The sequence below is a fragment of the Cellulomonas sp. genome, assembly GCF_965229465.1.
Classification (GTDB): domain Bacteria; phylum Actinomycetota; class Actinomycetes; order Actinomycetales; family Cellulomonadaceae; genus Cellulomonas.
This window is the reverse complement of the sequence record NZ_OZ245882.1, coordinates 206,288-220,147: the sequence shown is the minus strand read 5'-3', so window position 1 is coordinate 220,147 and position 13,860 is coordinate 206,288. Positions and strand designations below refer to the sequence as shown.

Sequence of the window (13,860 nt, the reverse complement as noted above, 5' to 3'; positions counted from 1 at the left end):
GTCGTGCGGCAGATCAGCGACACGGTGGCCGTGCTGCACCGGGGGCTGCTGGTGGAGCACGGACCGACCGCCGACCTGTTCGACCGCCCGCAGGCCGAGCACACGCGCGCGCTGCTCGACGCGATCCCCGGAGCGCGGGTGGTCTAGCGGTCCACGCGCGCGCCGCCACCGCCCGCGAGCTTGAGCACGTCGGCGGTGGTGACCATCGTGGTGTCGCCGGGGGTGGTCATGGCCAGCGCCCCGTGCGCGGCGCCGTACTCGACGGCGGTCTGGAGCGGCTGCCCGTCGAGCAGGCCGTAGATGAGGCCCGACGCGAATGAGTCGCCGCCGCCCACGCGGTCGAGGATCTCGAGCCGCTCGCGGTGGGTGGCCTGGACGACGCCCGTGGCGGGGGACCAGGCGAGGGCGCCCCAGTCGTTGACGGACGCCGACCGCACGGTCCGCATCGTCGTGCCGATCACGGCGAAGTTCGGGTACGCGGCGGCCGCGGTGGTGATCATGGCGGCGAACTTGTCCACCTCGAGCTCGGCCAGCGACGCGTCGCCGCCCTCGACCTCGAAGCCGAGCGAGGCGGTGAAGTCCTCCTCGTTGCCGATCATCACGTCGATATACGGGGCGATCGCGCGGTTGACCTCCTGGGCCTTGGCCAGCCCTCCGATCGCCTTCCAGAGGCTCGGCCGGTAGTTGAGGTCGTACGACACGACGGTGCCGTGGCGCTTCGCCGCGGTGACCGCCTCGATCACCGTCTCGGCCGCGCTGTCGGACAGGGCCGCGAAGATGCCGCCGGTGTGCAGCCAGCGCACGCCGAGCTCGCCGAACAGGTGGTCCCAGTCCACGTCGCCGGGCTTCATCTGCGACACGGCGGTGTGGCCGCGGTCGGACACGCCGACGGCGCCGCGCACCCCGAAGCCCCGCTCGGTGAAGTTCAGTCCGTTGCGGACCTCGCGACCGATCCCGTCGTACGGCACCCACTGGATGTAGGAGGTGTCGAGCCCGCCGGTGAGGATCAGGTCCTCGACCAGGCGCCCGACCTCGTTGTCCGCGAGCGCGGTGACGATCGCGGTCCGCAGGCCGAAGGCCCGGCGCAGGCCACGGGCGACGTTGTACTCCCCGCCGCCCTCCCACACCTGGAAGGAGCGCGACGTGCGGATGCGACCCTCACCGGGATCGAGCCGGAGCATGACCTCGCCCAGCGACACCGCGTCGTAGCGGCACTCGGACGCGGGGCGGATCGTCAGGTCAGACATGGCTGGGCTCCGTGGTCCGCGCCCCGGCGAGGGCGACCGCGTCGGCGGTGAGCGCGGTGATCGCGGCGACGTCGCGGGCCGCGACGAGGCTGCGCGGGCACATCCACGAGCCACCGACCGCGACGACGCTCGGCAGGGCGAGGTACTCGGCGAGGTTGGCGGGCCCGACCCCTCCGGTCGGCACGATGCCGACGTGGCCGAACGGCGCGGCGAGGGCGGCGATCGCCTTGGCGCCGCCGGAGGTTCCCGCGGGGAAGAACTTGATGGTGGTCAGCCCGAGCTCGAGAGCGGCCTGGATCTCGGTCGCGGTCACGGCACCGGGGAGCGCGAGCACCCCGAGCTCCTGGCAGCGCTCCACGACCGCGCGGCTCAGTCCGGGCGAGACGACGTAGCTGGCACCGGCGGCGACGGCCAGGTCCACCTGGGCGACCGTGAGCACGGTGCCGGCCCCCACGAGGATGTCCCCGCGGCCCGCCATCACCCGGATCGACTCCTCGGCGGCGGCGGTGCGGAAGGTGACCTCCGCGACGGGCAGTCCGCCGGCGACCAGCGCACCGGCGAGCGCGTCGGCGTCCGCCGCGTCGTCGAGCACGACCACCGGCACCAGGCGCGCGGTTCGTAGGGCTGAGAGGACGTCCATGTCGAGACTCATTTCTTCGGTGGTGTGCTGCAGGGAGTGCGCGAGCTCAGCGGGCCATCCAGCCGCCGTCGACGGCGAGGACCTGACCGTGCACGTAGGAGGCGGCAGGGGAGGCCAGGAAGACGACGACGTTGCCGATGTCCTCCGGCTGCCCCCAGCGGCCCGCGGGGATGCGCGCCGAGAGCTGCTCCAGGCGCGCCGGGTCGGCGAGCAGGGCCGCGTTCATCTCGGTGGCCATGTACCCGGGCGCGACCGCGTTGACGTTCACGCCCTTGCTCGACCACTCGTTGCACAGCGCCTTGGTCAGCTGCGCGACGCCGCCCTTGCTCGCGGCGTACGCGGCCACGGTCAGGCCGCCCTGGAAGCTCAGCAGCGACGCGAGGTTGATGATCGAGCCCTCGCCGCGCTCCAGCATGGGCCGCCCGAACAGCTGGCAGAGCTGGAACACCGCCCGCAGGTTCACGTCGATCACGCGGTCCCAGGCGTCGAGCGGGAAGTCCACGGCGGGGTGGCGGTCCTGCGTCCCGGCGTTGTTGACCAGGATGTCCACCCGGTGCTCGGCGAGCACCTGCGCGGCGGTCGCCGCGACGGCGTCCGCGTCGGCCAGGTCGAGGGCGACGAAGTGCAGCCGGCGCCCGAGCGTCGCGGCCAGGTCGACCAGCTCGGCGGGCAGGTCGCTGCGCCCGAAGACGATGACGTCGGCACCGGCCTCCAGCAGCGCGGTCGAGATGCCGAGGCCGAGGCCGCGGCCCCCGCCGGTGACGGCGGCGGTCTTGCCGTGCAGATCGAAGGGCGAGCTCATGAGTCGGCCTTTCCGGTCAGAGGGGTGACCAGGACCTTGAGGCAGCCCTGGCCGGTCGTCGCCGCGTCGAGCGCGGCGGCGACGTCGTCGAGCGCGAACGCCCGGGTGGGGAAGTGCTCGAGGTCGAGCGCGTCCGAGGCGATGAGCTCGATCGCGCGGGTGACGTCGGCCGACGTGTAGACGCGCACGCCGACGACGGTCTGCTCCTTGAAGCAGATCGCCTGGAGGTCGACCGCCGTGGGCTGCTTGTAGACGCCGACGATCACGACCCGCCCGCGCACGCGGGTCACGGCGGCGACCTCGGCCGCGACCGTCGGGTGGGCGGCGGAGTCGAACGTGACGTCCGCGCCCTCGCCGTCGGTGAGCGGTGCCAGGGTCTCGGCCATCGTCGAGCCGGGGGCGACGACGGTGAAGCCGAGCCCGGCGGCGACCTCGCGACGCCACGCGCTCGGTTCCGTGATGACGATGTGGGCCGCACCGGCGTGCCGCGCGACGAGCGCGGTGAGCACCCCGATCGGGCCGGCGCCGTAGACCGCGACGGTGTCGCCGGGACGCAGGCCGGACAGGTCGACGGCGTGCACCGCGACCGCGAGCGGCTCGGCGAGCGTGGCCGTGCGGGGGTCGACGCCGTCGGGCACGGCGTGCAGGACCTCGGGCGGGAGCGCGACGTACTGCGCCATCGCGCCGGGCGCGTCGATGCCGTACAGGCCGAGCCGTCGGCAGACGTGGGTCAGCCCGTCCCGGCACGCCTTGCACTCGCCGCAGCTGATCAGCGGCTCGACGACGACCAGCGTGCCCGCCGGTGGTCCGGTGGCCCCGGCCGTCTCGACCCAGCCGGACATCTCGTGCCCGAGGATCAGCGGCGCGGTCGCCCGCGGGTGCTTGCCGTGCAGGATCGACAGGTCCGTCCCGCAGACCCCGTCGTAGGCGATCTTCACCAGCGCCCAGCCCTCGGGAACCTCGGGGACCGGGACCTGGGTGACCTCGACGGTGTCGGCCGCCAGCCAGCGGGCCGCCGTCATCGTGGCCGGGATCATGCCGCCACCCCGCAGGCGAGGTTCCGACCAGGAGTCCCGAGCACCTCGGGGTTGACGATGTTGCGGGGTGCGCGCCCGGCGCAGACGTCGATCACGTTGGCGATCGTCCGGCGCTTGAGCTCGTCGTACGACTCCTCGGTGTACCAGGCCAGGTGCGGCGTGAGCACCACCGAGTCGAACGTGGTGAGCGGGTGCCCGGGAGGCAGCGGCTCGGTCTCGTGCACGTCGATCGCCGCACCGAGTACCGACCCCGTCCGCAGGGCCTCGACCAGCGCGTCGATGTCGACGACGCCCCCGCGGCTCGTGTTGACCAGGATGGCGTCGGACCGCATCGCGTCGAGCTGCGCCGCACCGATCAGGTGGCGGGTGACCTCGGTGAGCGGAGTGTGCAACGAGACCACCTGGGCGCGCTCGAGCAGCTCGTCGAGACCCACGGAGGCGAACCCGTGGAACGTCTCCGCGCCCGGGGCGGCCGCGGTGTCGTAGCCGATCACCTCGTAGCCCAGGCCGGCGGCCTTGCGCGCGGTGGCCGTGCCGATCAGGCCCATCCCGACCACCCCGAACACGCGGCCGCGGGTCTGGAAGAGCGGGCGGACGGCGGCCAGGTCGAACGCACCGGCACGCAGGCCGCGGTCGAGCCGGGGGATGCCCCGGGCGGCCGCGAGCGCCAGGCCGATCGCGTGGTCGGAGACCGACTCGGTGCCGTAGTCGGGCACGTTGCACACGGCGATCCCGCGGGCGGTGGCTGCGGCGACGTCGACCGAGTCGACGCCCACGCCGTAGCGGCCGATGACGCGCAGCCGGGGCAGCGCATCCATGACCTCGGCCGTGATCTCCGCGTACTGCACGAGGATCGCGTCCGCGTCGGCCGCGTTGGCGACCAGCTCGACGGACGTCCGCGACTGCGTGAGGACCAGCGCGGCACCCGCCGCGTCGGCGATCTCCTGCTCGGCCGCGAACGAGTCGTGGTCGCACTCCGTGATGACGATGTGGGGGCCGGTGACCGTCATCGGGCCAGCCATCCGCCGTCGACGGGAAGCGTGATGCCGTGGACGTAGTCCGCGGCGTGCGAGCACAGGAACAGGACTGCGCCGGCGATGTCGGCCGCCTCGGCCCAGCGACCGGCGGGGATGCGGTCCAGGATCGCCTTGCTGCGCTCCGCGTCCTCGCGCAGGTCGGTGGTGTTGGCCGTCGCGACGTACCCGGGGGCGACCGCGTTGACGTTGACGCCCAGCGGCGCCCACTCGTTGGCGAGCGCCTTGGTCAGGCCGGCCACCGCCGACTTGGAGGACGTGTACCCGGGCACGTTCACGCCGCCCTGGAAGCTGAGCAGCGAGGCGGTGTTGACGATCTTGCCGCCCCCGCGCGCGATCATCGACCGGCCGACCTCGCGGGACAGGATGAACGCCGAGCGCAGGTTGACGTCGACCACGTAGTCGAAGTCCTCGTCGGTGTGCTCGGCGGCGGGGGCGCGCCGGATCGTGCCACCGTTGTTGACCAGGATGTCGACGTCCCTGCCGACCAGGTCGGCGGCGAGCGCGGTGACCTCCGCGCGCACCGAGAAGTCGGCACGCAGCGGGGTGAACTGCCGGCCGAGGTCCTCGACGACGGTCCGCGCCGCGCTGTCTCCGTCCGGGATGTCGTAGCTCACCGCGACGATGTCGGCACCGGCTCGCGCCAGCGACTCGACGATCGCGAGCCCGATGCCCTGGCTGCCTCCGGTGACGACCGCGAGCTTCCCCTCGAGGCTGAACAGGCTCTCCGTGTAGCTGGCGATCGTCATAGGGGTCGTGCTCCTTGGTGTGCGGGGATGTGCGGGACGGACTGGTGCCCGAGCGCGGCGGAGATCCTCGCTGCCGCGTCCGTGGCCATAGATGCCATGTCCTCGATCTGCTCGAGCGTGTGCTCGAGCAGCAGGGTCGAGATGCTCACGCCGTACGCGACCCGGCCGGTGTGGTCCCGGACCGGTGCCGCGACGCACCCGAGGCCGGGGACGTTCTCCTCGCGGTCGAGGGCGTAGCCGACGCGGCGGACGACGTCGATCTCGGCCTGGAGGGCCTCGAGCGTGGTGATCGTGTGCGAGGTGCGGGCGGGCAGGCCGGCCCGGGCGACGAACCGGGCGAGGTCCTCGTCCGACCGGTCGGCGAGCACGACCTTGCCGACGCCCGTCGAGTGCATCGGGACGGAGAGGCCGACCCGGGAGGGCATGACGTACGGCTTGTCGGAGTCGGCACGGATCAGGTAGACGATCTCGTCGCCGTTGACCGCGCCGAGGTGCACGGTGCAGTGCGTGGTGGCGACGAGGTCGTCGACGAACGGCCGCGCGATCGCCGAGATGTCGATCCGCTCGAGCGCCCGGCCGGCGAGCGACAGGATCTTCGGGCCCGGAAGGTAGCTGCCGTCCGCCGCGACGGCGATGAACTGCCGGGCGGCGAGCGTGCTGAGGATCCGGTGCGTCGTCGCCTTGGCCAGGCCGGTGGCGTGCACCACCTCGGTGAACCGCGAGTGGGTCAGTGCCGCCTCCAGCACCAGCAGCGTCTTCTCGCTCGCGCTCGCCGTTGCGGCGGTGCTGGTCTCGGTCGTCGTCGTCACGTTCCGTCTCTCCTTCGTCGGTCGTCGTGCGAGGGGTCAGCGCAGGTCGGAGATGGCGAAGCCGTCCATGTCGTCGAAGGACTGGTTCTCCCCGGCCATGGCCCAGACGAACGCGTAGCTCGCGCTGCCGACGCCAGAGTGCACGGACCAGCTGGGGGAGATCACGGCCTCACGGTTGCCCACCACCAGGTGCCGGCTCTCCGTCGGCTCGCCCATGAGGTGGATGACGCGCGCGTCGGCCGGCAGGTCGAAGTACAGATAGCACTCGGTCCGGCGGTCGTGCGTGTGCGCCGGCATCGTGTTCCACATGGAGCCGGGGTGCAGCCGCGTGACCCCCATGACCACCTGGCAGCTGCGGACGCCCTGCTCGTGGATGTACTGGTTGAGGGTGCGCCGGTTCGAGGTCAGGGCGTCGCCGAGCTCGCGCTGCGTGCCCTGGCCGGCCTCGACGAGCGTGGTCGGGTAGGCGGTGTGGGCGGGAGCGGAGATCAGGTAGAAGCTCGCCGCGCCCTCGTCCCCGTCGGCGTCCGTCGCGGCGAACGAGACGCCCTGCGCGCCGCGGCCGACGTACAGGCACGAGCCCTTGGTGAGCACGTGCTCGACGCCGTCCACCGTGACCGTGCCCGTGCCGCCGACGTTGACGATGCCGGCCTCCCGGTGGTCGAAGAAGTGCTCGCTGCGGATCTCCGGGAACGTGCCGAGCTCGAGCGGGGTGCCGACCGGGCTGATGCCCGCGAGCACGACGCGGTCGTGGTGGGTGTAGACGGCCTGCACCTCGCCGGGCACGAACAGGTCCTGGACCAGGTACCGCCTGCGGAGCTCGGCGGTGTCCATCCCGGGGACGTTGTCCGGGCTCGTGGCGTATCGCTGGTCCATGGGGGCCTCCTGGGGAGTTCGGGGTGGGGGGTGGTGCTCCGTGCCGGGTGCGGGTCGTCGACCTGCACCCGGCACGGGTCGGGCTACGCGTCCTCTTCGAGCAGCAGGTCGCGGTCGACCGTCTCGGGAGCGAACAGGGTGGTGACGAAGGTGATGCCCATGATCACGACCATGTAGACCGCGACGGGCCACCACGACCCGGTCGCCCAGGTGATGAGCGCCGCGCAGATGAACGGAGCGAGGCCACCGCCGAAGACGGAGGAGAACTCGCGCCCGAGGGCGACACCGGCGTAGCGGTACCGGGACCCGAAGAGCTCGGGGAAGTACGCCGCCTGGACCCCGACGGTGCCCTGCGAGGCGATCATGAACCCGACGACGATGACCAGGCAGATCAGGACGAGGTTGCCGGTGTTGAGGATGAGGAACGCCGGGACCGCGAAGAGCATGAGGAACCCGGTGACGATCAGGTACATCCGCTTGCGGCCGAACTTGTCGGACAGGATGCCGAACACGACGGCGGAGACGCAGGCGCACAAGGCGCCGAGGAGGAGGAACTTCGGGATCAGCTTCGAGTCGACGTCGAGGTAGTTGATCAGGTAGGCGCCGATGAAGACCTGGTAGATGTACGAGTGCGAGTTCGCGCCGATGTTCATGAAGAACACGCGGGCGAGGTGCTTCTTGCCGTGCTTCCACACGTCGGCCACCGGCGAGACCTTCACGGCCTCGATCGCACCCTCGGTCTTGAGCTCCTCGAAGACCGGGGACTCCTTGACCTTGCGACGGATGACGTAGGCGGCGATCGTGACGAAGATCGAGCTGAAGAACACGAGGCGCCAGCCGTAGGAGAGCAGCGCCTCCTCGGGCATCATCTGCACGAGGATCCACACGACGGCGCCCATCGCGGCACCGGCGGCGGCGCCCACGAAGACGAGCGACGAGAACCGACCGCGCTTGCCCTTGGGTGCCGTCTCGGTCAGCAGGACGATGCCGCTGGCCTGCTCCGCGCCCGCGCCGAAGCCCTGGAGGAACCGGGCCATGAGCAGCAGGATCGGGGACCAGATGCCGACGACCGCGTAGGTGGGCAGCAGGCCGATGGCGAACGTCGCGGTTCCCATGAGGAACAGCGTGGCGACCATGACGAACTTGCGGCCGAGACGGTCGCCGTACTTGGAGAAGAACAGGCCACCCAGGGGGCGCGCGCCGAATCCGACGAACAGCACGCCGAACGACGCGAGCATCCCGGAGATCGGGTCCATGTCGGAGAAGAAGATCTTGCTGAAGATGATCGCCGACGCGGTGCCGAAGATCGTGAAGTCGAAGTTCTCGAGCGCGGTGCCGATCCCGCCGGCCCACGCTGCTCTGCGCAGGTTCTTGCGGTCGACGGGGGGAAGTTCGCCGCCCGCGAGGGCGGGTGGTGGGCGGACGATGTTTCCGGTCACAGGACACCTGTCTCGTGGGAGCTCGCGTCGCCGTGCCGTCATCGGCCGGGCGGGAGACTCGGGGAACGGGCGGGGCGCCCGCTGTCGCGCAGATCGAGACGGCCTTGTCTCGCCTGGTGCTGGAACTCCTTGTTCGGCTCGGGGTGAGCAGGGTCCCGGGGGATCCTCGGTGGAGGCTCGGGCACTGGGTGCTGCGCGGTACCGGTTCATGTCCTAGATGGAACTTAGTTCCGGTACACGGAACAAGGTAGTCCGACCCGCCGACGGGCTCAGGGGACAAAGGTCCCTTCTGCACGAATCGGTCCGGAGCGACCCGGGACGGGACGCCGAGCGACGATCCCGCGATGTGAGAAGGCCGTCCCGATCGTTGACATCGTCAGGCGCGGAGCCGACCCTCCTGCGCGGGTCAGCCGCCGGCACGGCGGGTGAGCGTCCGACACCCTAGGGAAGCGCCATGTCCGTCGATCTCCTCCCGTCCGCCGTCGCGGCCCGCTACGGCGGCGCTGCGCCCGCCGACGTCGCCAGCACGGACGTCATCGAGCTCCAGCTGGCGCACCGCTCCGTGCGCCGCTACCTGCCCGACCCGGTCACGGACGCCGAGCTCGCCGCGGTCGTCGCCGCGGCGCAGTCGGCCGCCACCAGCTCCAACCTCCAGCTGTGGAGCGTCGTGGCGGTGCGCGACGACGAGCGCCGGGCGGCCCTGTCGGCGCTCGCGGGCGACCAGGAGCACATCACCGCGGCCCCGCTTCTGCTCGTCTGGCTCGTGGACCTCGGGCGGGCCCACGCGATCGCGGATGCGCACCAGGCGCCGACCGAGGGTGCGGACTTCCTCGAGTCCGCCGTCGTCGGGTTCGTCGACGCCGCCCTGGCCGCGCAGAACGCGGGGCTCGCGGCCGAGTCGCTGGGCCTCGGCACCGTGTACATCGGCGCGGTGCGCAACCGCCCCGCCGAGGTCGCGGCGCTGCTCCACCTGCCGAAGCACGTGTTCGCCGCGTTCGGCCTCGTGGTCGGGCGGCCGGACCCGAGCGAGGACGCCCGCATCAAGCCGCGCCTGCCGCAGTCGGCGGTGCTGCACCACGAGACGTACGACGACGCCGAGCACGCCGATGCCGTCGCCGCCTACGAGGGCCGGATCGGGGACTTCTACGCCGAGGAGGGGCTGTCGCACTCCTGGGTCGAACGGGTGCTCGCCCGGCTGTCCGGTCCCGGCGCGCTCAACGGCCGCGACCAGCTGCGCTCGGCCCTCCAGGCGCAGGGCTTCCAGCTGCGATGAGCACGCACGACCCCCACCCCGACAAGGAGCGCACCATGACCGACACCACCTCCCGCCCCGGCGCCCCGGCCGAGCACCTGAGCCTCGAGGAGGCCGCCGCGCTGGCGCCCGTGGTCAGCGCCGTGCAGGCCGCCGAGCTCGTCGCCGAGGGCGCGTTCCTCGTCGACGTGCGCAGCGAGGCCGGCCGGTCGCGCACCGGTGCCATCCCCGGCGCGACGGTCGGCGACCGGTACGCGATCGACGAGGAGTTCGACCTGACCGCCGCCACCCGGCACGCGCCGGTCGTGTCGCTGGACACCCCGATCGTCGTCGTCTGCGGCTCGGTGCGCGGGTCGGGCCCGGTCGCGGCCGAGCTGCGCGCCAAGGGGTTCACCCACGTGGTGCACGTCGACGGCGGCTTCCCGGCGTGGAAGGACGCGGGTCTGCCCGCCGAGGCGCCCGTCGGATGAGCACCCCGTCCACCGCGTTCCTCGACGAGCTCCACGCGCTCACCGAGCGCCGACGGGCGACGTTCGTGCCGTTGACGTCCGCGTACCCCGGTGCCGACGAGCCGTCGCGCGAGCTCGTCCGTGCGGGGGCCAAGGCCGGCGAGGGGGCCGTGCTCGACCTCGCGCACGCCATCCACTCCCACCCGGAGGAGGCGTTCCGCGAGGTCCGCTCGGTGGCCGCGATCGCGCACCTGCTGCGGGCCCACGGGGTACCCGCCTCCGTGGGGACGCACGGGCTCTCGACGGCACTCCGCGCCGGCCTGACGGCGCAGGGGCCCGACGACGGCGCCGCGCGCACCGATGCCGGACCGACGATCGCGATCCTCGCCGAGTACGACGCTCTGCCCGGGGTGGGCCACGCGTGCGGCCACCACCTCATCGCGGGGGCAGCGACGGGGGCGTTCCTCGCGATGCACCGCGCGGTCGCGGACGGGCTGGAGCTGCCCGGACGCGTGCTGCTGCTCGGCACTCCCGCGGAGGAGGGGAGCTCCGGCAAGGAGATCCTGGCGCGCAACGGGTTCTTCGCGGGGGTCGACGCCGCGATCATGGTCCACCCGTTCGGGTTCGACGTCGTCGACCACCCGTTCCTGGGCCGTCGCCAGCTGCGCGTGACGTACCACGGGGTCGCGGCGCACGCGTCGGCCAGCCCGTTCATGGGCCGCAACGCGCTCGACGCGGTGGCGCTGAACTACCAGGCCGTCGCCATGCTCCGCCAGCACATCCCGCCGAGCGACCGCGTGCACGGCGTGATCCTGGAGGGCGGTGCGCGGCCGAGCGTGGTGCCCGAGCGGGCGACCGTCGAGTACTACGTCCGGTCCGCCAGCCCGGCGACGCTCAAGGACCTGTCCGAGCGCCTCGCGGACATCGCCCAGGGCGCGGCGCTGGCCACCGGCACCACGGCCGAGCTGGTATGGGACGCCGCGCCGTTCACGCTGCCCGTACGCACCAACTCACCCCTGGCCGAGCGCTGGGCCGTGCACCAGGCGGGTCAGGGCCGGACCGTGCTGGCGGGGGGCGTGGTGCCGGAGATCCTCGCGGCGTCGACCGACTTCGGGAACGTGAGCGTCCGGCTGCCGGGCATCCACCCGATGATCGCGGTGAGCGACCCGGACGTGGCGCTGCACACCCGCGAGTTCGCCGAGGTCGCGGGCGGTCCGCGGGGGGACGCGGCCGCGGTCGACGGCGCGGTCGGTCTCGCACTGACCGCGCTCGACTACCTGTCCGATCCGGCGCTGCGCGCAGCCGTCCGGCAGGACTTCGAGGACGCCGGGGGCGTGCTGGACGTCGAGGGCTACTTCTCGTGACGGCCTCGCCAGTCGAGGCTGCCGGTGGAGCGGGAGACGCCACGAGCGTGCAGGTGCGGACCGCCCGCGACGACGAGCTGGAGGCGGTCGCCGAGCTGACCGAGCGCGGGTTCGGCGCCGGCCCGTACGGTCCGACCACCGACCCGGAGCGCCTGCGCCTGCTGCGCGACACTCCCGGGCGGGCGGCCGCGGGCGACCTGCTCGTGGCGGTCGAGGACGACAGGCTGCTCGGCACGCTCAGCCTCCTGCGCCCGGGCACCGGCTACACCCGCCAGGCGCGTCACGACGAGGCCGAGGTGCGGCTCCTCACCACCGGCCCGGAGGCGCGCGGCCGCGGCGTCGGCGCCGCGCTCGTGGCGGAGTCGATCGCCCGGGCCCGCGCCTGGGGCGTCCGCGCGCTCGTGCTCGACACCGGCCCGCGCAACGTCGCCTCGCAGCGGCTCTACCACCGGCTCGGGTTCGAGCGCGCGGTCGAGCGCGAGACCGTCGTCGTGCCCCGGGGGATCGGCCGCCTGGCCGTGTTCGTCTACGACCTCGATCGCACCGGGCTGCGCGTGCGGCTGATCGCGCCGCACGAGCACGACCGCGTCGCGCAGCTGTCGGTCGACGCCTACGGCCACGACTACGACCTGCCCGCCGACTACCGCGCCTCGCTGGCCGACGTCGCCTCTCGTGCCCGCGAGCACGAGGTCTGGGTGGTCGAGGACCTGGCGACCGGCGAGCTGCTCGGCACGGTCGCCACCCCGCGCCCGGGCGAGCACATCTCCGACCTCGGCCGCCCCGGGGAGCTCGACTTCCGCCTGCTCGCGGTCGACCCCGCGGCCCGCCGGCGCGGCATCGGGGTGCTGCTCACCGAGCACGTCCTCGCGCTCGCCCGGCAGCGCGGCCTGGAGCGCGTGGTGATGAACTCCGGCCCGCAGATGACCGGCGCGCACGCTCTCTACCACCGGCTCGGATTCGTCCGCCTGCCCGACCGCGAGACCCGCGTCGTGCACGGCGGCACCCTGCTCGCCTTCGGCTACGACCTCGCACCCCTGACGCAAGGAGCACGCTCGTGAAGTTCCAGGTCCTCGACATCGTCCCGCACGGCCCCCACCCGGTGACCGGCGAGCTGCTCGACCCGTCCACCCGCCTCGAGCGCGTCGTCGAGACTGCCGTGCTCGCCGAGGAGCTCGGGCTCGACGCCTTCGCGGTGGGGGAGCGGCACGCGGGGGACTTCCTGTCCTCGTCGCCGACCGTCCTGCTCGGCGCGCTGGCGCAGGCCACCGACCGGATCTTGCTGAGCACCGGCGTCACCGTGCTCAGCCTGCTCGACCCGGTCCGCGTGGCCGAGGACTACGCCACGATCGACGTGCTGTCCCGCGGGCGGCTGGAGATCGTCATCGGCAAGGGCAACGAGGACAAGCACTTCCCGCTGTTCGGCCTCGAGCTGGCCCACCAGTACGACTACCTCGAGGAGAACTACGGGCTGCTGCGGCGGCTGCTGGGCGAGGAGCACGTGGACTGGGAGGGCCGGTTCCACGCCCCGCTGACCGACGCGACCACGCTGCCCCGCCCGTACGACGGCCCGTTCCGCATCTGGCACGGGTCGGCCACCAGCACGATCGCCGTGGATCTCGCCGCGCGGCACGGCGACCCGATCGTGTCCGCCAACGCGTTGCAGCCGCGGGAGAACTACAAGGTGCTCATCGACCGGTACCGCGAGCAGCTGGAGATCCACGGGTTCGACCCGTCGGTCGGCTACGTCGGCTCCGGCTCGGGCGGGCTGTTCCTGGCCGACACCACCGAGCAGGCCACCGAGGAGTACCGGGCGGTGTACGAGGGGTTCGCCGCGCGGATGGCCGCCAAGCACGTCGGTGAGACGCGGCCGGGCAAGGTGTCGTCGTTCACGCACATCGAGGGCGCGGTCGAGCGCGGGCCGGCCCTCGTCGGCTCGTCGGAGCGGGTGGCCGAGAAGATCCTCGACTACCACCGCTCGTACGGGCACGACCTGCAGTCGGTCTCGCTCAACCCCGTGCTCCCGTACGAGCAGCAGCAGGATGTCCTGCGCCGGTTCGCCGAGGAGGTGGTGCCGTTGGTCCGCGCCGAGGTGTCGACCACGCTGTGGGGGCCGCAGGACGCCGGCCGCGCGCGGGGCCTCGACCGGCTCGTGAGCGTCTGAC

The 13,860-nt window shown here is 72.7% G+C and carries 15 protein-coding genes; 6 read left to right on the top strand and 9 right to left on the bottom strand.

What is annotated here, in order from left to right; genetic code table 11:
• Positions 1-3 precede the first annotated feature (3 nt).
• The gene (locus ACO06A_RS00990) at positions 4-147 is read left to right on the top strand and encodes a hypothetical protein (protein WP_421734309.1); all 144 of its coding nucleotides are present in this window, start codon (positions 4-6) and stop codon (positions 145-147) included.
• Here the strand turns inward: ACO06A_RS00990 and ACO06A_RS00985 are convergent.
• The 9 genes from ACO06A_RS00985 to ACO06A_RS00945 form a co-directional block, all read right to left on the bottom strand.
• Complete coding sequence (locus ACO06A_RS00985; RefSeq protein ID WP_421734308.1) at positions 144-1,247, bottom strand: sugar kinase; 1,104 nt, start codon at positions 1,245-1,247, stop codon at positions 144-146. The two genes, ACO06A_RS00990 and ACO06A_RS00985, sit on opposite strands and share 4 nt — an antisense overlap.
• Positions 1,240-1,887, bottom strand: a complete 648-nt coding sequence (gene eda, locus ACO06A_RS00980) for a bifunctional 4-hydroxy-2-oxoglutarate aldolase/2-dehydro-3-deoxy-phosphogluconate aldolase (protein WP_421734307.1) — start codon at positions 1,885-1,887, stop codon at positions 1,240-1,242. Before eda ends, ACO06A_RS00985 begins: the two co-directional genes overlap by 8 nt.
• A gap of 46 nt (positions 1,888-1,933) precedes the next feature.
• Positions 1,934-2,689 carry a glucose 1-dehydrogenase gene (locus ACO06A_RS00975; RefSeq protein WP_421734306.1) on the bottom strand — a complete coding sequence of 252 codons (756 nt, stop codon included), beginning with the start codon at positions 2,687-2,689 and terminating at the stop codon, positions 1,934-1,936.
• Positions 2,686-3,726 (bottom strand): zinc-dependent alcohol dehydrogenase, encoded by a 1,041-nt coding sequence (locus ACO06A_RS00970; protein WP_421734305.1) that lies wholly within the window; start codon positions 3,724-3,726, stop codon positions 2,686-2,688. The genes ACO06A_RS00975 and ACO06A_RS00970 overlap by 4 nt, the downstream gene beginning before the upstream one ends.
• Positions 3,723-4,736: a C-terminal binding protein gene (locus tag ACO06A_RS00965; protein WP_421734304.1), complete on the bottom strand. Its 1,014-nt coding sequence runs from the start codon at positions 4,734-4,736 to the stop codon at positions 3,723-3,725. Before ACO06A_RS00965 ends, ACO06A_RS00970 begins: the two co-directional genes overlap by 4 nt.
• Positions 4,733-5,509, bottom strand: coding sequence for an SDR family oxidoreductase (locus ACO06A_RS00960; protein ID WP_421734303.1), 777 nt, complete (start codon positions 5,507-5,509; stop codon positions 4,733-4,735). Before ACO06A_RS00960 ends, ACO06A_RS00965 begins: the two co-directional genes overlap by 4 nt.
• Positions 5,506-6,318, bottom strand: a complete 813-nt coding sequence (locus ACO06A_RS00955; protein ID WP_421734302.1) for an IclR family transcriptional regulator — start codon at positions 6,316-6,318, stop codon at positions 5,506-5,508. Before ACO06A_RS00955 ends, ACO06A_RS00960 begins: the two co-directional genes overlap by 4 nt.
• A 36-nt stretch (positions 6,319-6,354) precedes the next feature.
• A complete protein-coding gene (gene kduI, locus ACO06A_RS00950; RefSeq protein ID WP_421734301.1) occupies positions 6,355-7,194 on the bottom strand; it encodes a 5-dehydro-4-deoxy-D-glucuronate isomerase in 840 nt (279 codons plus the stop codon).
• 83 nt (positions 7,195-7,277) lie between these two features.
• Positions 7,278-8,633, bottom strand: coding sequence for an MFS transporter (locus tag ACO06A_RS00945; RefSeq protein ID WP_421734300.1), 1,356 nt, complete (start codon positions 8,631-8,633; stop codon positions 7,278-7,280).
• A 454-nt stretch (positions 8,634-9,087) separates the two neighbouring features.
• Here ACO06A_RS00945 and ACO06A_RS00940 point away from each other — a divergent pair, with 454 nt between their 5' ends.
• The 5 genes from ACO06A_RS00940 to ACO06A_RS00920 are packed head-to-tail and all read left to right on the top strand — an operon-like array spanning position 9,088 to position 13,859.
• Positions 9,088-9,906 carry an NADPH-dependent oxidoreductase gene (locus ACO06A_RS00940; RefSeq protein ID WP_421734299.1) on the top strand — a complete coding sequence of 273 codons (819 nt, stop codon included), beginning with the start codon at positions 9,088-9,090 and terminating at the stop codon, positions 9,904-9,906.
• A 35-nt stretch (positions 9,907-9,941) separates the two neighbouring features.
• The gene (locus ACO06A_RS00935) at positions 9,942-10,355 is read left to right on the top strand and encodes a rhodanese-like domain-containing protein (protein ID WP_421734298.1); all 414 of its coding nucleotides are present in this window, start codon (positions 9,942-9,944) and stop codon (positions 10,353-10,355) included.
• Complete coding sequence (locus ACO06A_RS00930) at positions 10,352-11,698, top strand: M20 family metallopeptidase (protein WP_421734297.1); 1,347 nt, start codon at positions 10,352-10,354, stop codon at positions 11,696-11,698. The genes ACO06A_RS00935 and ACO06A_RS00930 overlap by 4 nt, the downstream gene beginning before the upstream one ends.
• Positions 11,695-12,756: a GNAT family N-acetyltransferase gene (locus ACO06A_RS00925; protein WP_421734296.1), complete on the top strand. Its 1,062-nt coding sequence runs from the start codon at positions 11,695-11,697 to the stop codon at positions 12,754-12,756. The genes ACO06A_RS00930 and ACO06A_RS00925 overlap by 4 nt, the downstream gene beginning before the upstream one ends.
• Positions 12,753-13,859: an LLM class flavin-dependent oxidoreductase gene (locus ACO06A_RS00920; RefSeq protein WP_421734295.1), complete on the top strand. Its 1,107-nt coding sequence runs from the start codon at positions 12,753-12,755 to the stop codon at positions 13,857-13,859. Before ACO06A_RS00925 ends, ACO06A_RS00920 begins: the two co-directional genes overlap by 4 nt.
• Position 13,860: the final 1 nt, after the last annotated feature.